This window comes from Streptomyces sp. NBC_00503 (assembly GCF_036346895.1).
Taxonomy (GTDB): Bacteria; Actinomycetota; Actinomycetes; order Streptomycetales; family Streptomycetaceae; genus Streptomyces.
In genome coordinates this window covers 1,663,134-1,683,008 of sequence record NZ_CP107855.1, presented here as the reverse complement: position 1 = coordinate 1,683,008, position 19,875 = coordinate 1,663,134, and the positions used below count along the sequence as shown (strand labels likewise).

Here is a 19,875-nt window from a genome sequence, read left to right as displayed (position 1 = left end):
TCGGGGGACGCCGCCCATTGTGCCCTGAGGCGAAGATCAGGACTCCGCCCGGCGGTAGCCGGGAGAGATCGTCAGAGGGTAGGCCGGGGGAGTCCCCCCGAACTCGGGACACACCGCCTGATGATCACACCAACCGCACAGCTTCGTCTGCCGCGGCAGCCACTCACCCGTCTCCGTCGCCTCCCGGATCGCGTCCCACAACGCCAGGAGCTTGCGCTCCATCCGCTCCAGATCCTCGATCACCGGGTCGTACGTCACCACGTCCCCACTGCCCAGATACACCAGCTGCAGCCGACGCGGCAAAACCCCCTTCAGCCGCCACACCACCAGCGCGTAGAACTTCATCTGGAACAGCGCACCCTCGGCATACTCCGGCCGCGGAGCCTTCCCCGTCTTGTAGTCGACGATCCGCACCTCGCCCGTCGGAGCCACGTCCACCCGGTCGATGATCCCGCGCAGCCGAAGCCCTGAATCCAGCTCCGTCTCCACGAAGAACTCCCGCTCCACCGGCTCCAGCCGCGTCGGGTCCTCCAACGTGAACCACCGGTCCACCAGCGCCTCGGCCTCCGACAGCCACCGCGCCAGACCCGCCCCCTCATCACCCTGCGGGAACAGCTCCGTCAACTCCGGCTTCGACTCCAGCAACCGGTCCCACTGCCCCGGAATCAACGCCTTCGCCCGCGGCGCCGTCCGCTCCGGCGCCGGATGATCGAACAGCCGCTCCAGCACCGCGTGCACCAACGTCCCCCGGGTCGCCGCCGCACTCGGCTTCTCCGGCAGCTTGTCGATCACCCGGAACCGGTACAGCAACGGACAGCGCATGAAGTCGCTCGCCCGCGAAGGAGACAGCGAAGCGGGCGCCACCGCCCCCGCCCGGCCGGACTCGGGACCAGGACCGGACTCGCGACCGGGATCGGCACTGGGCTCACTACTGGCTGCCGCATCCTGCGGACCGCTGCCGGGGCTCGTCGTCATACCCAAAACCCTACGACCCGCCACCGACAGCACGCGCATACCATCGACTCAAAGCCCCCTCGCACTGCATGATCGGAGCATCACACCGCGCTACGGCGCACCCGGACACCACCGGGAAAAAGCAGAAAAACCGCCGACGCCCCCACTGCGCCGGACAGCAGCGAACGAAGGAAAACCGTGGCAGACACCGAGGAAACCGGCGAGCGCACGGGCCGGCGCCGAGGACCGGGCGGCGGAATCCTCATGGGCCGCCCCTTCGGCGTGCCCGTCTACGTCTCGCCCAGCTGGTTCCTCGTCGCCGCCCTCATCACCTGGGTCTTCGGCAACCAGCTCGACCGGATCCTCCCCGAACTCGGACCCGCCCGCTACCTCGTCGCCCTCTTCTTCGCCGTCGCCTTCTACGCCTCGGTCCTCGTCCACGAACTCGCCCACACCATCGCCGCCCTCCGCTTCAAACTCCCCGTCCGCCGCATCCAGCTCCAGTTCTTCGGCGGCGTCTCCGAAATCGAGAAGGAATCCGAAACCCCCGGCCGCGAATTCGTCCTCGCGTTCGTCGGCCCCCTCCTCTCCCTCCTCCTCGCCGGCGCCTTCTACCTCGGCATGAAAACCGTCGAACCCGCCAGCGTCCCCGGCGTCCTCCTCGCCGGCCTGATGATCTCCAACCTCCTCGTCGCCGCCTTCAACCTCCTCCCCGGCCTCCCCCTCGACGGCGGCCGCATGCTCCGCGCCGTCATCTGGGGCATCACCGGCAAACCCATGACCGGCACCGTCGCCGCCGCCTGGGTCGGCCGCGGCCTCGCCGTCACCGTCCTCCTCGGCCTCCCGCTCCTCACCCACACCGGAGCCCTAGGCAACCCCACCCAGGAAATCGGCGGCATGGACACCGTCATGGACGCCCTCCTCGCCGCGATCCTCGCCGCCATCATCTGGACCGGAGCCGGAAACAGCCTGCGCATGGCCCGCCTGCGCGAACACCTCCCGGAACTCCAAGCCCGCAAACTCACCCGCCGCGCCATCCCCGTCGAGAACGCCACCCCCCTCTCCGAAGCCCTGCGCCGCGCCAACGAAGCCGGCGCCCGCGCCCTCGTCGTCGTCGACGGACTCGGAGACCCCCTCGGCATCGTCCGCGAAACCGCCATCGCCTCCGTACCCGAACACCGCCGCCCCTGGATCGCCGTCAGCACCCTCTCCCAGGACCTCACCGACGGAATGAAGGTTTCCGCGGACCTCACCGGCGAAGAACTCCTCGACCACCTGCGCGCCACCCCCGCCTCCGAATACCTCGTACTCGAAACCGGCGGCACGATCTACGGAGTCCTCTCCACCCTCGACGTCGAGAAGGCCTTCGTGAAGGCCATGGCGCGGCCCCAGTCCTGAAGCCAATACACTGGTCACATGTCCGAACCGACCGGTGCCGCCCGCCGACGCGGGCCCTTCGAGGTCGGGGACCAGGTTCAGCTCACCGACCCCAAGGGCCGCCACTACACGTTCACGCTCGAAGCCGGGAAGAATTTCCACACCCACAAGGGTTCCTTCCCGCACGACGAGCTGATCGGCTCCCCCGAGGGCAGTGTTGTCCGTACCACGGGCAACGTCGCCTATCTCGCGCTGCGTCCCCTGCTCCCCGACTATGTCCTGTCCATGCCCCGCGGTGCCGCCGTGGTCTACCCCAAGGACGCGGGCCAGATCCTGGCCTTCGCCGACATCTTCCCCGGCGCCCGAGTCGTCGAAGCAGGTGTGGGCTCCGGCTCCCTGAGCAGCTTCCTGCTGCGCGCCATCGGCGACCAGGGCATGCTCCACAGCTACGAGCGCCGCCCGGACTTCGCCGAGATCGCCACGGCCAACGTCGAGCGCTACTTCGGCGGCCCCCACCCCGCGTGGCAGCTGACCGTCGGCGACCTCCAGGACAACCTGTCCGACACGGACGTCGACCGCGTGATCCTCGACATGCTCGCCCCCTGGGAATGCCTGGAAGCCGTCTCCAAGGCGCTGGTCCCCGGCGGCATCCTCTGCTGCTACGTGGCCACCACCACCCAGCTCTCCCGGACCGTCGAATCCATCCGCGAGTTCGGCTGCTACGCCGAACCGCAGCCCTGGGAATCGATGATCCGCAACTGGCACGTCGAGGGCCTGGCCGTCCGCCCGGACCACCGGATGATCGGCCACACCGGCTTCCTCGTCACCGCCCGCCGCCTCGCGGACGGCGTCGAAGCGCCCATGCGCCGCCGCCGCCCCTCCAAGGGCGCCTACGGCGAGGACTACGACGGCCCGGGCAGCCAGTCCGGCAGCAAGGCAGCGGCGACCGCCCCGGCCGAACCCGCCGTCACGGACACCGCCGCCGACTCCGCCGACCTCGGCTGAGCCACGCAACAACCGGCCGCCCGCGAAGGCCACCCAACACACAGACGCTGTGGCGCAGTTCCCCGGACCGACCGGGAACTGCGCCACAGCGTCTTTTCGTTGTCCCACACATACGCCCGACCGGGCCGGACCCACCCGTTCCACCCCACTGTGAGGTGTGGCACGATGCTGGCTCCCCGTCACCCTTCGCACAGGAGACACCCCGCGTGCCGCACAGCCCCGCCGAGCCGGCGCCGAACCCGCAGACCCCGGCACACCACCGGGCCCGGCCCGTCCACTGGCTCGCCACCGCCTCGGCCCTGGCCGCCGTCATAGCCGGCGCGGGATTCCTCCAGCCCGAACGGGCCACCGGAGCCTCGGCAGGACCACCGGCCCCTCCAGGGCCCACCGGCCCCGCGAGCCCCACGCCCTCCGCGGACGGCCCCGCCGCACCGGCTCCCGACGCGCACGCAGTCACGTACCCCCTCGACTGCAGAGGCGCCCCGCAGACCGTCACGGCCACCGCCGAAGGCGACCTCGACGGCGACGGCCGCCCCGAAACCGTGGCCGCAGTCCGCTGCGACGCCGGATCCGGAACCCCGCCGCACGCCATCTACGTACTCACCCAGGACAAGGCCAAGGGCTCGGCCCCCCGCGTCGTCGCCACCCTGCTCGAAGCCGGACGCAAGCAGACCGCGACCGACCTCACCCTGCGCGACGGAACCGTCACCGCCACGCTCCACGGGTACTCATCACCCGAAGTGCCCCGCTACAGCCCCGACACCAAGCAACTCGCCAAGTGGCGCTGGACCGGCGGAAAATTCCGCCAAGAGCTTACGGACTCGACCGCCACAGGAGTTTGAACCCCTATTCGGCGTCGGGACCGAAGACCTCGACCCTGTCCGAAACACGCCTTACATGGATGCAGTCGCCAGGACATTCCTTCGCCGAATCCACCACGTCCTGCAACAGCACCAGAGGAACCGGAGTGGTCGCCCCCGCCTCCACGAGCAGCTCGTCGGCGGGGCTCTTCACATACGCCAGACCATCGATGTCCAGCTCGAACACCTCCGGCGCGTACTGCACACAGATGCCGTCGCCGGTGCAGAGGTCCTGGTCGATCCAGACCTCAAGGGGCTCTGAGGCCCCGCCGGCGCCACCCGCCGGCGCCTCCTGCTGCACGGTCATATCTCCTGCCGTTCCCTGCTCTGAGTGATCCATCCCGGACACAACTCGCGGCAAGTCGCACGAGCTCTGACGGGTGTTGAACACTTCGACCTTACAACCGGCTGCTTTCCGATGTTGATGGGTGGGTATTTCCTTGACGTGAGGGAGTACGCAAGGGTGAAGATCGGACACACCCCTACCGTCTTTGTGATCTAGGGGTTTCAATCACCACCAGCCCAGGTAGGGTCAGAAAGCGTCCAGCTCCCCTTGGAGGAGGTGAGGACCGTGGCAGCCCACGACGACGACATCAACCGCGGCATCCGGCCCGCGCGAGGGTCCGAGGACCCCGCCGGCCAGGTTGCCTACCTAGAGCAGGAAATCGCCGTCCTGCGACGTAAGCTCGCCGACTCTCCGCGACACACGAGGATTCTCGAAGAGCGGATCGTCGAGCTCCAGACAAACCTGGCAGGCGTCTCCGCCCAGAACGAACGCCTGGCGAACACCCTGCGCGAGGCCCGCGACCAGATCGTGGCCCTCAAGGAAGAAGTCGACCGGCTCGCACAGCCGCCGGCCGGCTTCGGAGTCTTCCTGCAGTCCAACGAAGACGGCACCGTCGACATCTTCACCGGCGGCCGCAAACTCCGAGTGAACGTGAGCCCCAGCGTCGAACCGGAAGACCTCCGGCGAGGCCAGGAGGTCATGCTCAACGAGGCCCTCAACGTGGTCGAGGCCATGGAATTCGAGCGGGCCGGGGACATCGTCACCCTCAAGGAGATCCTCGAGGACGGCGAGCGCGCCCTGGTGGTCGGGCACACCGACGAGGAAAGGGTGGTGAGGCTCGCCGAGCCGCTCCTGGACGTCACCATCCGCCCCGGCGACTCCCTGCTGCTCGAACCCCGCTCCGGCTACGTCTACGAGATCGTCCCCAAGAGCGAGGTCGAAGACCTCGTCCTCGAAGAGGTCCCCGACATCGACTACGACAAGATCGGCGGCCTGGGCGACCAGATCGAGCTGATCCGCGACGCCGTCGAGCTCCCCTACCTCTACCCCGACCTCTTCAAGGAACACGAACTGCGGCCCCCGAAGGGCATCCTGCTGTACGGCCCCCCCGGCTGCGGCAAGACGCTCATCGCCAAGGCCGTCGCCAACTCCCTTGCCAAGAAGGTCGCCGAAGTCACCGGCCAGCCCACCGGGAAGTCCTACTTCCTGAACATCAAGGGCCCCGAACTCCTCAACAAGTACGTCGGCGAGACCGAGCGGCACATCCGCCTCGTCTTCCAGCGTGCGAGGGAGAAGGCGAGCGAGGGCACCCCCGTCATCGTCTTCTTCGACGAGATGGAATCCCTCTTCCGCACCCGCGGATCAGGCGTCAGCTCGGACGTGGAGAACACCATCGTCCCCCAGCTGCTCGCCGAGATCGACGGCGTGGAAGGCCTGGAGAACGTCATCGTCATCGGCGCCTCCAACCGCGAGGACATGATCGACCCGGCCATCCTGCGCCCCGGCCGACTCGACGTGAAGATCAAGATCGAGCGCCCCGGAGCCGAGGCCGCGAAGGACATCTTCGCGAAGTACCTCAAGGCCTCACTGCCCCTCCACTCGGACGACCTGTCCGAACACCAGGGCTCCACGGCCGACACCGTCCACAGCATGATCCAGACCGTCGTCGAGCAGATGTACGCCGAAACCGAGGAAAACCGCTTCCTCGAGGTCACGTACGCCAACGGCGACAAGGAAGTCCTCTACTTCAAGGACTTCAACTCGGGCGCGATGATCCAGAACATCGTGGACCGTGCAAAGAAGATGGCCATCAAGGCCTTCCTCGAGCACAAGCAGCGGGGCCTTCGCGTCGCCCACCTCCTCCAGGCATGCGTGGACGAGTTCAAGGAGAACGAAGACCTCCCCAACACCACCAACCCCGACGACTGGGCCCGAATCTCCGGAAAGAAGGGCGAGCGGATCGTATTCATCCGCACCCTCGTCACCGGAAAGCAAGGCGCGGACACCGGACGCTCCATCGACACGGTGGCCAACACCGGTCAGTACCTCTGACGAAGCGGGCCGGCTGCGGGAGCCCGCAAGGGCACCCGCAGCCGACTGCTTTACCGACTGCTCTTTTCAGCCGGTGACAGGGCGAAATTCAATGACTGAAATGATCTCCCCACCAGCGCGGAGTGGTTCTAGGCTCATCCGTACCGCAGGTCGCGCAGTGCGGGGACGGGCACCGCACACGACGCACCTCAGCACCAGCGGTACTTGAGCGCCGCTCCCGAACGGGAGCGCCGCCGGGCAAGGAGGGCCGCATGACCGTACGGCGAGTAATGGGGATCGAGACGGAGTACGGGATCTCCGTCCCGGGGCACCCGAACGCCAATGCCATGCTCACCTCGTCCCAGATCGTCAACGCCTACGCGGCGGCGATGCACCGGGCGCGACGCGCCCGCTGGGACTTCGAGGAAGAGAACCCGCTGCGGGACGCCCGCGGCTTCGACCTCGCCCGCGAGGCCGCCGACAACAGCCAGCTCACCGACGAGGACATCGGCCTCGCCAACGTCATCCTCACCAACGGCGCACGCCTCTACGTCGACCACGCACACCCCGAATACAGCTCCCCGGAGATCACCAACCCGCTCGACGCCGTCCTCTGGGACAAGGCCGGCGAGCGGATCATGGCCGAGGCCGCCGTCAGGGCCGCCCAGCTCCCCGGGGCCCAGCCCATCCACCTCTACAAGAACAACACCGACAACAAGGGCGCCTCCTACGGCACGCACGAGAACTACCTGATGAAGCGGGAAACCCCCTTCTCGGACATCGTGCGCCACCTCACCCCCTTCTTCGTCTCCCGCCTCGTCTTCACCGGCGCCGGCCGCGTAGGCATCGGCCAGGACGGCCGCGAACACGGCTTCCAGATCAGCCAGCGCGCCGACTACTTCGAAGTCGAGGTCGGCCTCGAGACCACCCTCAAGCGCCCCATCATCAACACCAGGGACGAGCCGCACTCGGACGCGGAGAAATACCGCCGCCTCCACGTGATCATCGGCGACGCCAACCTCTCCGAGATCTCCACCTACCTCAAGCTCGGCACCACCGCACTCGTCCTGTCCATGATCGAAGACGGCTACATCAACGTCGACCTCGCCGTGGACCAGCCCGTACGCACCCTGCACCAGGTCTCCCACGACCCCGACCTGAAACACCTCATCACGCTGCGCAGCGGGCGGACACTGACCGCCGTACAACTCCAGATGGAGTACTACGAGCTGGCCAGGAAGTACGTGGAGGAGCGTTTCGGCTCCGACGCGGACGAGCAGACCAAGGATGTGCTGGCCCGCTGGGAGGACGTCCTGGGCCGGCTGGAGAGCGACCCGATGAGCCTGTCGGGAGAGCTCGACTGGATCGCGAAGCGGGAGATCCTGGAGGGCTACCGGCGCCGCGACGGCCTCGGCTGGGACGCCGCCCGCCTCCACCTGGTGGACCTGCAGTACGCGGACGTACGGCCCGAGAAGGGGCTGTACAACCGCCTCGTGGCCCGCGGCAAGATGAAGCGGCTCCTGGACGAGACGGCCGTGGAGCGGGCGCAGAGCAAGCCGCCGGAGGACACCCGGGCGTACTTCCGGGGCCGGTGCCTGGAGCAGTACGCCGACGACGTGGCCGCGGCCTCGTGGGACTCGGTGATCTTCGACCTGCCGGGCCACGACTCCCTCCAGCGGGTCCCGACCCTGGAACCCCTGCGGGGCACCCGGGCCCACGTGAAGGAGCTCCTGGACCGCTGCCGCACGGCGGAGGACCTGGTGCGGGTGCTGTCGGGGCGCTGAGTGGGCGCTGAGTCTTTCCGATCCCCGGACGGGGGCTGAAAGGCCCCCGGTCCGGGAATCATGAAGACACCCGGACGTTATGAAAGTACCGGGACGGATGTCGGACCCTCCTTGTAGGGTCCGAAGTAGAGTCTGATCTTGAGGGATCCCGAATTCGCGGGGTCTTTCGACGTGAGCGTGCGAACCGAGCGGGGTGAGCTAGACATGGCGACCAAGGACACCGGCGGCGGACAGCAGAAGGCGCAGCGCTCGACCGAGGAGGTCGAGGAGGCGGCGGTCGAAGAGTCGACCGACCTCAAGGAACGACAGGAAAAGCTCTCCGACGACGTCGACTCGGTACTTGACGAGATTGACGATGTACTCGAGGAAAATGCCGAGGACTTCGTTCGGAGTTTCGTACAAAAAGGCGGCGAATAGCCTTCGAATCTAAGGCGAATCCGCCAGTGTGTGCTCCATGTCCAATGGAACGAAGTGGTGCCGCGGGTGTGCCCGTGACATACCACTGAGCGGATTCGCCTCGGATCGCAACCGGAGCGACGGGCTTCAGCCCAGATGTCGTGAATGCGTGGCAGCGTATAACGCCGAGCACTACCGACGCCGCCGGGCGGCCATGGGTAAGGCCGTCAGAGAGCACGTGGAAGTGCCGACTGGGTGGAAGCTCTGCAGGCAGTGCGGTGAGGTGAAGCCGCACAGCGAATGGCACAAGAACGCAACAGCGTCTGACGGGCTGTCCACTCGCTGCAAGGCATGCCGGGCCATCCAGGGTCGGGTAGATCACCTCAAGCGCTCGTACGGCATGACCGAAGCCGATCGTGACGAGATGATCGCGGCGCAAGGCGGCCTCTGCTTGACCTGTAAAAAGGCTCCGGCCGTACATGTTGATCACTGCCACACCACGGGTAGGGTCCGAGGCGTACTTTGCTTCAACTGCAACACGGCCATCGGCAAGTTGGGAGACGATCCCGACGTAGCTCGTAGGGTCGTCTCATATCTGGAAGGAAACCTGTGGAACCCAACACTCGAAGCACAGGGCGTCTACCGGCAGCCTTCCTGACGCCGGGGTCGTCGTCCTTCATGGACTTCTTGGGCGCGCACCAGCCCGAGATGCTCCCGGGCAACCGGAAGCTGCCCGACGGGGTCATCGAGGCGCCGCACGGGACGACCATCGTGGCCGCCACCTTCCCCGGCGGGGTCGTGCTCGCCGGTGACCGGCGGGCGACCATGGGGAACATGATCGCGCAGCGGGACATCGAGAAGGTGTTCCCGGCGGACGAGTACTCCGCGGTCGGGATCGCCGGTACGGCCGGTCTGGCCGTGGAGATGGTGAAGCTGTTCCAGCTGGAGCTGGAGCACTTCGAGAAGGTGGAGGGGGCGACCCTTTCCCTCGAAGGCAAGGCGAATCGGCTCTCCACCATGATCCGGAGCAATCTGGGGATGGCGATGCAGGGGCTGGCCGTCGTGCCGCTCTTCGCGGGGTACGACGAGGCCAAGGAGAGGGGTCGGATCTTCTCCTACGACGTGACCGGCGGCCGTTCCGAGGAGCACGGGTACGCCGCGACCGGGTCGGGCTCGATCTTCGCCCGGGGGTCGATGAAGAAGCTGTACCACTCCAAGCTGACGGAGGAGGAGGCCACGACGCTGGTCGTCCAGGCGTTGTACGACGCCGCCGACGACGACTCGGCGACCGGCGGCCCGGACCTCTACCGCCACATCTATCCCATCGTCACCGTCATGACCGATGAGGGATTCCGCAGGCTGACCGACGAGGAGTCCTCGGAGCTGGCCCGCAAGATCACGAATCGTCGGCTGGAGCAGCCCGACGGCCCGCGCGCCGCCCTGCTCTGACCATCCGTCGCCCCGTAGGAGCCCAGAAGAAAGGGACGGACAGCCGGTGTCGACTCCGTTCTATGTGTCACCCCAGCAGGCCATGGCCGACCGGGCGGAATACGCCCGGAAGGGCATCGCCCGGGGCCGCAGCCTTGTAGTGATCCAGTACGCCGACGGCATCGTGTTCGTCGGTGAGAACCCGTCCCGTGCGCTGCACAAGTTCAGCGAGATCTACGACCGGATCGGCTTCGCGGCCGCCGGCAAGTACAACGAGTACGAGAACCTGCGGATCGGCGGTGTGAGGTATGCCGATCTGCGCGGATACACCTACGACCGTGACGATGTGACGGCCCGTGGGCTGGCGAACGTCTACGCGCAGACGCTGGGCACGATCTTTTCGAGTGCGGGTGAGAAGCCGTACGAGGTCGAGCTCGTCGTCGCGGAGGTCGGTCCGACGGCGGCGGGTGACCAGATCTACCGGTTGCCGCACGACGGTTCGATCGTGGACGAGCACGGTTCGGTGGCGGTCGGCGGCAATGCCGAGCAGATCAGTACCTTCCTCGATCAGCGGCACCAGGACGGGATGACCCTGTCCGAGGCGTTGAAGCTGGCGGTGCAGGCGCTGTCGAGCCAGGCGAACGGTACGGACAAGTCGATTCCGGCGGAGCGGCTGGAGGTGGCGGTGCTGGACCGTACGCGGGCTCAGCAGCGCAAGTTCAAGCGGATCCGGGGCCGGCAGCTGTCGCGGCTGCTGGAGGCGGACGTTCCGGCGGCCGCTCAGGCGGATGCCGTCTCGAACGACGAGGCTCCGGACGAGGAAGCCGAGTAGAGCGAGCCTGTAGTGAGTGGGCGCCCCTGGCCTTCGGGTCGGGGGCGCTTTCGCGTTCCCGGGGAGTTCAGGGGGTCGGTGCGGGGCCCGAGGAGTCGCGGACGACGAGTTCGACGGGGATGTCGGGGGCGGTCCAGGGGGTGCCTTCGAGGACGGCGAGGAGGGCGGTCATGCCTTGTTCGCCGACGCGTTCGGCGGGGAGTCGGACGGTGGTGAGTTCGGGTTCGACGGCGGTGGCGAGGGCGAGGTCGTCGAAGCCGGTGACGGAGAGGTCTTCGGGGATGCGCAGGCCGAGGCGGCGGGCGGCCTTGCAGGCTCCGGCGGCGAGGATGTCGTCGTCGCAGACGATGGCGGTGGGTCGGTCGTGGGGGGCCGCCAGGGCGGTTTCCATGGCCGTACGGGCGGCGTCCACGCTGAGGTGGGCCCGTACGGTGCGCAGCTCGGTGGAGGGGTCGAGGAGGGCACTGAGGGCTTTGGCGCGGACGTCGAAGGTCCAGGAGTCGATGGCGGAGGCGAGGTGGAGGAAGCGGCGGTGGCCGAGGTTTTGGAGGTGTTGGGTGACTTGGCGCATGCCGTCGGCGATGGCGAGGTTGACGTGGGCGGCGGCTGTGTGGGCGCTGGGGTCGCTGTCGAGCATGACGAGGGGGAGGGTGTCGCCGCCGAGGGCGTGGAGGGCGTCGGCGGCCATGGAGGAGGCGATGACTCCGTCGAGGGCGGCGCGGGCGGAGGCGAAGGGGTTGCGGGCGGGGCCGGTGCCGTCGGGGGAGGGGTAGAGGACGACGCCGAAGCCGTGGTCGGAGGCGATGCGGGCGGCGCCGGTGTAGACGCGGGCGAAGAATTCGTTGGTGAGGGCGGGGACGACGAGGAGGGCGGTGCGGGTGGAGCCGAGGCGGAGGTTGCGGGCGGCGAGGTTGGGGCGGTAGCCGAGTTGGGTGGCGGTGTGGCGGACGTGGTCGGCGGTGCGTTCGGAGACGCGGCCGCGCCATTTTTCGCCGAGTACGAGGGAGACGGTGGCCTGGGAGACTCCGGCGGCGGTGGCTACGTCGCGGCTGGTGGGTCTCGTCACATGGTGCTCCTGTAGTGCGAGGTCAGGTGGGGTTTGGGGGGTTCGGTGGGTGGACCGGCCGTCTGTGGCCATGGTACGTATGACGCGTCAAGTTATACGTATTACCCCGGCGGGGTCCGGGCAGGAGGGGGCGGAGATGGCCGCGGGTTATGCGGAGCTGCTCAGGACCCGGCACGCCGCGAGGCTGCTGGTGGGCACGTTGATAGGTCGGTTGCCGAACGGCACGGCGCCGATCGCGATCGTGCTGTTCACGCGGGCGGAGGGGGGCAGCTACTCCCTGGCGGGGGCGCTGGCGGCGGTGTACGGGGTGGCCAATGCGGTGGGGCAGCCGTTGCTGGGCCGGGCGGTGGACCTGTACGGGCAGCCGCGGGTGCAGTTGCCGGCGGCGGTGGTGTCGGCGCTGGGCATGGTGTGGCTGGCGTTGGCGGGTACGGGTTCGGCGGTGTCGGCGTACGGGGCGGTGGTGGTGGCGGGTCTGTTCACGCCTCCGCTGGAGGGCGGGTTGCGTGCGCTGTGGCCGGGGGTGCTCGGTGGCCGCCAGGAGCGGGTGCATGCCGCGTACGCGATGGACGCGGTGGCGCAGGAGGTCATGTTCACGGTCGGCCCGTTGCTGGTGACGTTGTGCGTGGCGCTGTGGGATCCGGCGGTGGCGCTGCTGGTGATCAATGCGATCGGTGTGCTGGGTGCGCTGTCGGTGGTGGTGTCGGAGCCTTCGCGGACGTGGCGTTCGGAGCCGCGTGAGGCGCATTGGCTGGGGGCGCTGCGTTCGCGGGGGCTGCTGGCGTTGCTGGGTGCGTTCTTCTTCGTGGGGACGGCGCTGGGGTCGATCACGGTGGCCGGTGTGGCGTATGCGGACGATCACGGGAACCAGGCGGTGTACGGCTGGCTGATGGCGGCGCTGGGTCTGGGTGCGCTGGTGGGTGGTCTGGGGTACGGGGCGCGGCAGTGGGCGGGTGCGCCGGAGCGGCGACTGCGGTTGCTGGTGGCGTTGCTGGCGGTGTGTTATCTGCCGTTGATGCTGGTGCCGGGTCCGTGGGCGATGGCGGGTCTGGCGGCGTTGGCCGGGGTGTTCCTGGCGCCGTGCCTGGCCTGTGCGTTCATCGTGGTGGACCGGCATGCTCCGGTGGGCACGGTGACGGAGGCGTTCTCGTGGCTGGTGACGTTCTTCGGGGTGGGTGCGGCGATCGGTACGGGTGCGGCGGGTCCGGCGGTGGAAGCGGGCGGTACGGCGGCCGGGTTCGCGGTGGCGGGTGTGGCGGGTGCGGCGGCGGTGCTGGTGCTGACGGTCACTCGGAAGGTGCTGGAAGGTGCCCGGGTGAGCGGTCCGCTGGGGGACTCCTCGGAGGGTTCTCGGGAAAATGATCGAAACGACGCTCGCGAACTCGGTTTCAGAACAGAGCAGAAGGCGTAATGTTCAGTCATGGACCGCCGCATTTTCGGGCTGGAGAACGAGTACGGCGTCACGTGCACGTTCAGGGGACAGCGCCGACTGTCTCCTGACGAAGTGGCGCGCTACCTCTTCCGCCGTGTTGTGTCATGGGGCCGCAGCAGCAATGTCTTCCTGCGGAACGGCGCCCGCCTCTACCTCGACGTGGGTTCGCATCCGGAGTATGCAACTCCCGAATGCGACAACCTGATCGAACTGGTCACCCACGACAAGGCCGGCGAGCGCATTCTCGAGGGCCTGCTCGTCGACGCCGAACGCCGCTTGCACGAGGAGGGAATCGCGGGCGACGTCTATCTGTTCAAGAACAACACCGACTCGGCGGGAAACTCGTACGGCTGCCACGAGAACTACCTGGTGGCCCGGCACGGGGAATTCTCCCGGCTGGCGGACATTCTCATCCCGTTCCTCGTCACGCGGCAGTTGATCTGCGGCGCGGGCAAGGTGCTGCAGACGCCGCGGGGTGCGGTGTACTGCGTGAGCCAGCGGGCCGAGCACATCTGGGAGGGCGTCAGCTCTGCCACGACCCGTTCGCGGCCGATCATCAACACGCGAGACGAGCCGCACGCGGATGCCGAGCGGTACCGCCGTCTGCACGTGATCGTGGGCGACTCGAACATGTCCGAGACGACCATGCTGCTCAAGGTCGGGGCGACCGATCTGGTGCTGCGCATGATCGAGGCGGGCACGGTGATGCGGGATCTGACGCTGGAGAACCCGATCCGGGCGATCCGCGAGGTCAGCCACGACATCACCGGTCAGCGCAAGGTGCGCCTGGCGAGCGGCCGGGAGGCCTCGGCGCTGGAGATCCAGCGCGAGTACTACGACAAGGCGGTGGACTTCGCCGAGCGGCGGGGCATCCGCGAGGGTGTCGTGGACCAGGTGCTGGAGCTGTGGGGCCGGACCCTGGACGCGATCGACGCGGAGGACCTGGACCGGATCGGGACCGAGATCGACTGGGTGATGAAGTACCAGCTGATCGAGCGGTACCGGGCCAAGCACAACATGACGATGTCGAATCCGCGGGTGGCTCAGATAGACCTCGCCTACCACGACATCCACCGCCGGCGCGGGCTGTACTACCTGCTGGAGCGCAAGGGGCAGGCGGCGCGGATCTGCAACGACCTCAAGATCTTCGAGGGCAAGTCGGTGCCTCCGCAGACGACGAGGGCGCGGCTGCGCGGTGACTTCATCCGTCGTGCGCAGGAGCAGCGGCGGGACTTCACGGTCGACTGGGTGCATCTGAAGCTCAATGACCAGGCGCAGCGCACGGTGCTGTGCAAGGACCCGTTCCGGTCGGTGGACGACCGGGTGGAGAAGCTGATCGCGGGGATGTAGGGCGCCGCGGCGCGTGGTGTGACGTACCACTGATCTGGGACAGGGCCCCGTACGAATCTCGTACGGGGCCCTGTGCACGCCTTAGAGTGGCGACGACCTATGTGCCGTCTGAGATCTGAGGAACACGTGCGCCGACTTGCCGGCCTGCTTGTCGTACCCCTTCTGCTGCTTTCGACAGCGGCCTGTGGCGACAGCGGCTCCGAGATGAAGAACGGGGTGCCCGCGATCACGAAGGGCGCCAAGTTCGGTGAGAGCCCCACCCTGGCGAAGGGGTCGGGCACCCCGCCGAAGGAACTGAAGGTGGTGACCATCAGTGAGGGCGACGGCCCGGCGCTGAAGAAGGGCGACGCCGCCCAGGTCAACTACCTCGGTCAGGTCTGGGACGGTACGAAGCCGTTCGACCAGAGCTTCGGCAAGGGCAAGCCGTTCGACGTGACCATCGGCGCCGGCCAGGTCATCAAGGGCTGGGACCAGGGCCTTGAGGGCAAGAAGGTCGGCAGCCGTCTGGAGCTCGTGATTCCGCCGGACCTCGGGTACGGGGCGCAGGGTCAGGGCGCCGACATCAAGCCGAATGCCACGCTGGTCTTCGTCGTGGACATCGTCAAGGGAACGTCCATCCCGGCTTCGGCCAAGGGCAAGGAAGTTCCGCAGGAGAACAAGGACCTGCCCAAGGTCGGTACGAACACGGACGGCAAGGAAGTCGCCGTGACGGTCCCCAAGGACGTCACGCCGCCGGCCAAGCTGGTGTCGGACTACGTGCTGGAGAGTGACGGCGCGGTCGTCAAGGACACCGACAACGTGGTGGTCAAGTTCAACGGCAAGACGTGGAAGGACGACAAGTCCTTCGAGAGCACGTACGCCACCGACCAGTCGGTGACCTGGCCGATGGCCCAGCTTTCGGTCAAGGGTCTCAAGGACGGTCTGGTCGGCAAGAAGGTCGGCAGCCGCGTCCTGCTGGTGATCCCGCCGGACCAGGGGTTCGGCGACAAGGAGCAGGGCACCATCCCGGCCAACTCGACGCTGGTCTTCAGCCTCGACATCCTCGCCGTGGTGTAAGACTGTCCCGGTTGTCCCCCTGTTCGTACGTTTGAGGAGCAGTACCGTGAGCGACAAGCTCGAGAAGCCCGAGATCGACTTCCCCGAGGGCGATGTCCCGGCCGACCTCGTGATCGAGGACATCTGGGTCGGCGACGGCGCGGAGGCCAAGGCCGGATCCAACGTGTCCGTCCACTACGTGGGTGTGGCCTTCTCCACCGGCGAAGAGTTCGACGCCTCCTGGAACCGCGGCGCCCCGCTGCCGTTCACGCTCGGTATCGGCCAGGTCATCTCCGGCTGGGACCAGGGTGTCCAGGGCATGAAGGTCGGCGGCCGTCGCAAGCTGACGATCCCGGCCCACCTCGCGTACGGCGACCGTGGCGCCGGCGGTGCCATCAAGCCGGGCGAGACGCTGATCTTCGTGTGCGACCTGATGGCCGCCTGACCGGTCGGCTGTGAAGTCGTGGGGCCCCTGCCGTTCGGCAGGGGCCCTCGCTTTTGCCCAGGCGGACCGGGGCGGTACGGTCAACGGTCACGAGGGTGTACGCGGTCGGGGTGCGAGGGACCGCGCGGCGAGAAGGGCGGATGGGGCTCGATGGCGATTGCCAAGGCCGAGCGGCTGATGAATCTGGCGCTGTGTCTGCTGGGGACGCGTCGGCCGCTCAGCAAGCGCGAACTGCGCGGTTCCATCGAGGCGTACATGGAAGCCGGGAACGACGACTCCTTCAACCGGATGTTCGAGCGGGACAAGGACGATCTGCGGGAGCTCGGGCTGGTCATCGAGACCGTCGAGAACCTGGAGGGCGACACCGGTTACCTGGCACGCCGCGACAGCAACCGGCTTCCGCCCGTGGCGCTGGATGCCGAGGAGGCCGCGGCCCTGGGGCTCGCGGCGAAGGTGTGGCAGCAGGCGCGGCTGGCCGGAGCGGCCAGTGGCGCCCTGCAGAAGCTGCGGGCCGGGGGCATGCCCGAGGCCGGGGATCCCTACGAGGGCCAGCACAGTGCCATCGAACCGCGGATCCCGGTCCACGAGGCGGCGTTCGAACCGCTGATGCTGGCCTGCCGCGACCGCCGTCCGGTGGTCTTCGACTACCGCAGGTCCAACGCGGCCCGCCCCGAGACCCGTCAGGTCGAGCCGTGGGCGCTGGAGTGCTGGCGCGGCCACTGGTACCTGGCCGGCTTCGACCGCGACCGCGGGGCGGAGCGGGTGTTCCGGCTCTCCCGGATCACGGGGAAGGTCCGTTCGCGCGCGGCCAAGTACACCGCCGAGGTCCCCGACGTGGTGACGGTGCGGGAGACCGTGGCGAGCTGGGCCGGTGAGGGCGGGGACCGCTCCGCGCTGATCCGGCTGCGGGCCGGTGCGGGTTATCCGCTGCGGGCCAAGGCCACCGCCGTGCGCGAGAGCGCGGGCGGGGAGGGCTGGGACGAGCTGGAGATCCCGTACGGGCACGGGCTCGACGCCTGGCTGGTGGAGTTCGGCCCCGACGTGGTCGTGGTGGAGCCCGCCGATCTGCGGGCCGACGTGATCGACCGGCTGCGCGCCGTGGCCAAGGGCTGACCCAGTGCCGCGTCAGGCAACGTTCGCCCCGTCGCAACGCCCGGCACGCACTCTCGCCGCACCGGCCGAAAGCCAAGTACGTCCAGTACGAGCGCTTCCGGCCGGCGCACCGAGAGCACGCACCGGACGCCGCTCCTCAACGGGCAAACGCTGCCTGACGCGGCACTAGCCCGTTCGCGCAGGTCCGGCGCCGATCCGGTGGCCGGGCCCGGTTCCGCGGGGAGGTCCCGCGGGGCTGCCCCAATCCCGTAGCACGTGCCCTGAGGGGGAGACGTACCAGCATGGCTGCCAACGCCATCGACCAGACGCGCCGGATGCTGTCCCTGGTGACGTACCTGCGCGAGCGCCCCGGCGCGCACGTCGCCGACGTCGCCCGCGCGTTCGGGATCACCGAGGACGAGCTGATCTCGGACCTCGACGTGCTCCCCATGTGCGGAACCAGTTTCCGCGGCGGGGACCTGCTCGACATCGACACCGACGGGGAGCGCATCTGGTGGCGCAACCCCGACGCCTCGGGGGAGTCCACCGCGGAGCCGCTGCGGCTGGCCGCCGACGAGGCGACGGCGCTGCTGGTCGCCGCCCGCGCGGTGGCCACCCTGCCGGGGCTGCGCGAGAGCGACCGGGACGCCCTGCTGCGGGCCACCGCCAAGCTGGAGGCGGCCGCGGGCGAGGCCGCCGGGGCCAGCTCCCGGCTCTCGGTGACCTTCGAGTCCGAGGGCGGGGTCTTCGCCGATGTGGACCGGGCCATCGCGGAGCGGCGCCGGCTGTGGCTGCGCTACTACTCGCCCGCCCGTGACGAGCTCACCGAGCGCAAGGTGGATCCGATCCGGCTCTTCGCCGTCGGCCACACGTACATGGAGGGGTGGTGCCACCTCTCGGAGGCGCGGCGCACCTTCCGGCTGGACCGGGTCGCCGAGATCCGGCTGCTGGACGAGCGGGCCGATCCGCCCGCGATCGAGCCGCGCGACCTGTCGGAGGGGCTGGTGCAGCCGGCTGCCGAGGACCCGGAGGTCGTGGTCGAGGTCGGTCCCGGCGGGCGCTGGGTCGCCGAGTACTACCCGCACGACAGTGCGGAGGAGCTGCCCGAGGGCGGTCTGCGGATCACCCTGCGCAGCCCCGATCCGGCTTCGCTGCGCCGTCTCGCGCTGCGGCTGGGCCGCGAGGGGCGCATCGTGGCCCCCGTGGAGCTGGCGGACAGTGCGCGCCGGGCGGCCCGGGAGGCGTTGGCCGCGTACGAGGACTCGGCTGCTGGGGAACAGGTCTGAGGGGGCTCCGCACGATGTCGCCGACGCCACCAGGACCGCGGGACGTGCCGGTGCGGGCCGTACCGTCCGATTCCGCCGGTCGGGCCGCCTCCGGTCCGGCTGCTTCGGGTCCTGCTGCTTCAGGTCCGGTCCCTTCAGGTCCGCTCCCTTCCGGTACGGGCGCTCCCGGGGCGGCGGCTCCCGGGCCGGTCGCCTTCACGGCGGCCTGTCCCGACTGCCGGGCCCGCTTCGAGCTGGACGCGGGGGCCCTGCGTCTGGCGATCGGCGGCAGCAGGCGGACCACCTTCTACTCCTTCACCTGCCCCGAGTGCGGGGCGGCGGTCCGCAAGCCGGCCGGTGAGCGCATCGTGGAGCTGCTGACCGGTGGCGGCGTGAGCACCCTGCGCAGTGTCTGACCCGGCCGGTGGCCTAGGCTCTGGTCATGCTGTGGCCGATGTTCGCAATCGCTCTGGGCTTCCTCGGGCTCGCCGTCCTCGCCGTGCTCGCGGTACGGGTCTTCGTGGAGGTGCGCAGGCTCTCCTGCCAGGTGGCGGACGCCGGCCGACGGATCGCGGACGCCTCGAGTGATCTGGAGCGGGCCGCGACCGACCTGGCCAGGTCGGGGCGCTCCGCGATGCCGTAGTACCTGTGCGAGGCCGCAGTACCTGGAGGCCGCAGCGCCTACAGGAACGGTCCGGCATCTATAGGAACGGTCCGCGAACCCGCCGTTCTCGCAGGCCATGGCCCGGGGCCATAGCCATGGTGGGGCAACCGTCGTACTGTCTGACCACGCGCGCGGCGATGCCTCAGGGGATTGCCGGGCGTTAACCCCCGGGGGTTACGATCCTTGTCAGAGCGGTTCACGGATCCAGGTCCGGGCCGCCTGCGACCACAACCAGCCGTTTCGGTGAGAAGGAAGACACACATGATCGGCAACCTGAAGCCCCTCGAGATCCTCCTGATCGTCGCCGTGATCTTCCTGCTGTTCGGTGCCAAGAAGCTTCCCGACATGGCCCGCTCGCTCGGCAAGTCCGCCCGCATCCTCAAGAGCGAGGCGAAGGCGATGAAGAAGGACGGCGAGGCCGAGGACGGCACTGCCGCTTCCGTTGCCGACCCGGCTCCGCAGCAGCAGGCCGCGGCCCCGCGCACGATCCAGGCCTCGCCCGGTGACGTCACCAGCGCCCGGCCCGTCAACGAGACCAACCACACCACCCAGAGCTGACTCCGGCCGGCCACG

General features: G+C 68.6%; 21 protein-coding genes. 18 read left to right on the top strand and 3 right to left on the bottom strand.

The annotated features are described in order from the left end of the window. Nucleotides 1–36 precede the first annotated feature (36 nt). Nucleotides 37–975 (bottom strand): RecB family exonuclease, encoded by a 939-nt coding sequence (locus tag OG490_RS07895; protein ID WP_443065767.1) that lies wholly within the window; start codon nucleotides 973–975, stop codon nucleotides 37–39. 177 nt (nucleotides 976–1,152) lie between these two features. Between OG490_RS07895 and OG490_RS07890 the strand changes: the two genes are divergently transcribed. The 3 genes from OG490_RS07890 to OG490_RS07880 all read left to right on the top strand — a co-directional run bounded on the left by OG490_RS07890 (nucleotide 1,153) and on the right by OG490_RS07880 (nucleotide 4,178). Then, nucleotides 1,153–2,352, top strand: coding sequence for a site-2 protease family protein (locus tag OG490_RS07890; RefSeq protein WP_330295565.1), 1,200 nt, complete (start codon nucleotides 1,153–1,155; stop codon nucleotides 2,350–2,352). An 18-nt stretch (nucleotides 2,353–2,370) separates the two neighbouring features. Then, a complete protein-coding gene (locus tag OG490_RS07885) occupies nucleotides 2,371–3,336 on the top strand; it encodes a tRNA (adenine-N1)-methyltransferase (protein WP_330295564.1) in 966 nt (321 codons plus the stop codon). A 206-nt stretch (nucleotides 3,337–3,542) separates the two neighbouring features. After that, nucleotides 3,543–4,178, top strand: a complete 636-nt coding sequence (locus OG490_RS07880; protein ID WP_330295563.1) for a hypothetical protein — start codon at nucleotides 3,543–3,545, stop codon at nucleotides 4,176–4,178. Between the two features lie 4 nt (nucleotides 4,179–4,182). On the opposite strand, the gene OG490_RS07875 is transcribed toward OG490_RS07880, so the two are convergent. Further along, nucleotides 4,183–4,503, bottom strand: coding sequence for a ferredoxin (locus tag OG490_RS07875; RefSeq protein ID WP_330295562.1), 321 nt, complete (start codon nucleotides 4,501–4,503; stop codon nucleotides 4,183–4,185). A gap of 264 nt (nucleotides 4,504–4,767) precedes the next feature. On the opposite strand from OG490_RS07875, the gene arc reads away from it, so the two are divergent. From arc to prcA, 6 genes are all read left to right on the top strand, one after another. Continuing rightward, a complete protein-coding gene (arc, locus tag OG490_RS07870) occupies nucleotides 4,768–6,534 on the top strand; it encodes a proteasome ATPase (RefSeq protein ID WP_330295561.1) in 1,767 nt (588 codons plus the stop codon). 251 nt (nucleotides 6,535–6,785) lie between these two features. After that, nucleotides 6,786–8,297 (top strand): depupylase/deamidase Dop, encoded by a 1,512-nt coding sequence (gene dop / locus OG490_RS07865; protein WP_330295560.1) that lies wholly within the window; start codon nucleotides 6,786–6,788, stop codon nucleotides 8,295–8,297. 204 nt (nucleotides 8,298–8,501) lie between these two features. Continuing rightward, nucleotides 8,502–8,714, top strand: a complete 213-nt coding sequence (locus OG490_RS07860; RefSeq protein WP_030294332.1) for a ubiquitin-like protein Pup — start codon at nucleotides 8,502–8,504, stop codon at nucleotides 8,712–8,714. 37 nt (nucleotides 8,715–8,751) lie between these two features. After that, nucleotides 8,752–9,351, top strand: a complete 600-nt coding sequence (locus OG490_RS07855; RefSeq protein ID WP_330295559.1) for an endonuclease VII domain-containing protein — start codon at nucleotides 8,752–8,754, stop codon at nucleotides 9,349–9,351. Then, nucleotides 9,303–10,142, top strand: coding sequence for a proteasome subunit beta (gene prcB / locus OG490_RS07850; protein ID WP_243334024.1), 840 nt, complete (start codon nucleotides 9,303–9,305; stop codon nucleotides 10,140–10,142). The genes OG490_RS07855 and prcB overlap by 49 nt, the downstream gene beginning before the upstream one ends. Before the next feature lie 46 nt (nucleotides 10,143–10,188). Next, complete coding sequence (gene prcA, locus OG490_RS07845) at nucleotides 10,189–10,953, top strand: proteasome subunit alpha (RefSeq protein ID WP_330295558.1); 765 nt, start codon at nucleotides 10,189–10,191, stop codon at nucleotides 10,951–10,953. A gap of 67 nt (nucleotides 10,954–11,020) precedes the next feature. Here the strand turns inward: prcA and OG490_RS07840 are convergent, their stop codons facing one another. Beyond that, on the bottom strand, nucleotides 11,021–12,019 hold the full coding sequence (locus OG490_RS07840) for a LacI family DNA-binding transcriptional regulator (protein WP_330295557.1): 999 nt from the start codon (nucleotides 12,017–12,019) through the stop codon (nucleotides 11,021–11,023). A gap of 136 nt (nucleotides 12,020–12,155) precedes the next feature. On the opposite strand from OG490_RS07840, the gene OG490_RS07835 reads away from it, so the two are divergent. The 9 genes from OG490_RS07835 (at nucleotide 12,156) to tatA (ending at nucleotide 19,860) form a co-directional block, all read left to right on the top strand. Continuing rightward, nucleotides 12,156–13,430 (top strand): MFS transporter, encoded by a 1,275-nt coding sequence (locus tag OG490_RS07835; RefSeq protein WP_330295556.1) that lies wholly within the window; start codon nucleotides 12,156–12,158, stop codon nucleotides 13,428–13,430. Nucleotides 13,431–13,439: 9 nt separating this feature from the next. Next, entirely contained in the window at nucleotides 13,440–14,801 is a 1,362-nt protein-coding gene (gene pafA / locus OG490_RS07830) for a Pup--protein ligase (RefSeq protein WP_250740364.1), read from the top strand. Nucleotides 14,802–14,927: 126 nt separating this feature from the next. Then, entirely contained in the window at nucleotides 14,928–15,857 is a 930-nt protein-coding gene (locus OG490_RS07825; RefSeq protein ID WP_330295555.1) for an FKBP-type peptidyl-prolyl cis-trans isomerase, read from the top strand. Between the two features lie 46 nt (nucleotides 15,858–15,903). Beyond that, nucleotides 15,904–16,281, top strand: coding sequence for an FKBP-type peptidyl-prolyl cis-trans isomerase (locus OG490_RS07820; RefSeq protein ID WP_330295554.1), 378 nt, complete (start codon nucleotides 15,904–15,906; stop codon nucleotides 16,279–16,281). Between the two features lie 150 nt (nucleotides 16,282–16,431). Further along, nucleotides 16,432–17,394 carry a helix-turn-helix transcriptional regulator gene (locus tag OG490_RS07815; protein ID WP_330295553.1) on the top strand — a complete coding sequence of 321 codons (963 nt, stop codon included), beginning with the start codon at nucleotides 16,432–16,434 and terminating at the stop codon, nucleotides 17,392–17,394. A 281-nt stretch (nucleotides 17,395–17,675) separates the two neighbouring features. Beyond that, a complete protein-coding gene (locus OG490_RS07810) occupies nucleotides 17,676–18,659 on the top strand; it encodes a helix-turn-helix transcriptional regulator (protein ID WP_330295552.1) in 984 nt (327 codons plus the stop codon). Nucleotides 18,660–18,709: 50 nt separating this feature from the next. After that, nucleotides 18,710–19,054 carry a hypothetical protein gene (locus OG490_RS07805; RefSeq protein WP_330295551.1) on the top strand — a complete coding sequence of 115 codons (345 nt, stop codon included), beginning with the start codon at nucleotides 18,710–18,712 and terminating at the stop codon, nucleotides 19,052–19,054. Between the two features lie 26 nt (nucleotides 19,055–19,080). Further along, complete coding sequence (locus tag OG490_RS07800; protein WP_330295550.1) at nucleotides 19,081–19,281, top strand: hypothetical protein; 201 nt, start codon at nucleotides 19,081–19,083, stop codon at nucleotides 19,279–19,281. Nucleotides 19,282–19,563: 282 nt separating this feature from the next. Continuing rightward, a complete protein-coding gene (tatA, locus tag OG490_RS07795) occupies nucleotides 19,564–19,860 on the top strand; it encodes a Sec-independent protein translocase subunit TatA (protein WP_330295549.1) in 297 nt (98 codons plus the stop codon). The last annotated feature ends 15 nt before the right edge of the window (nucleotides 19,861–19,875 follow it).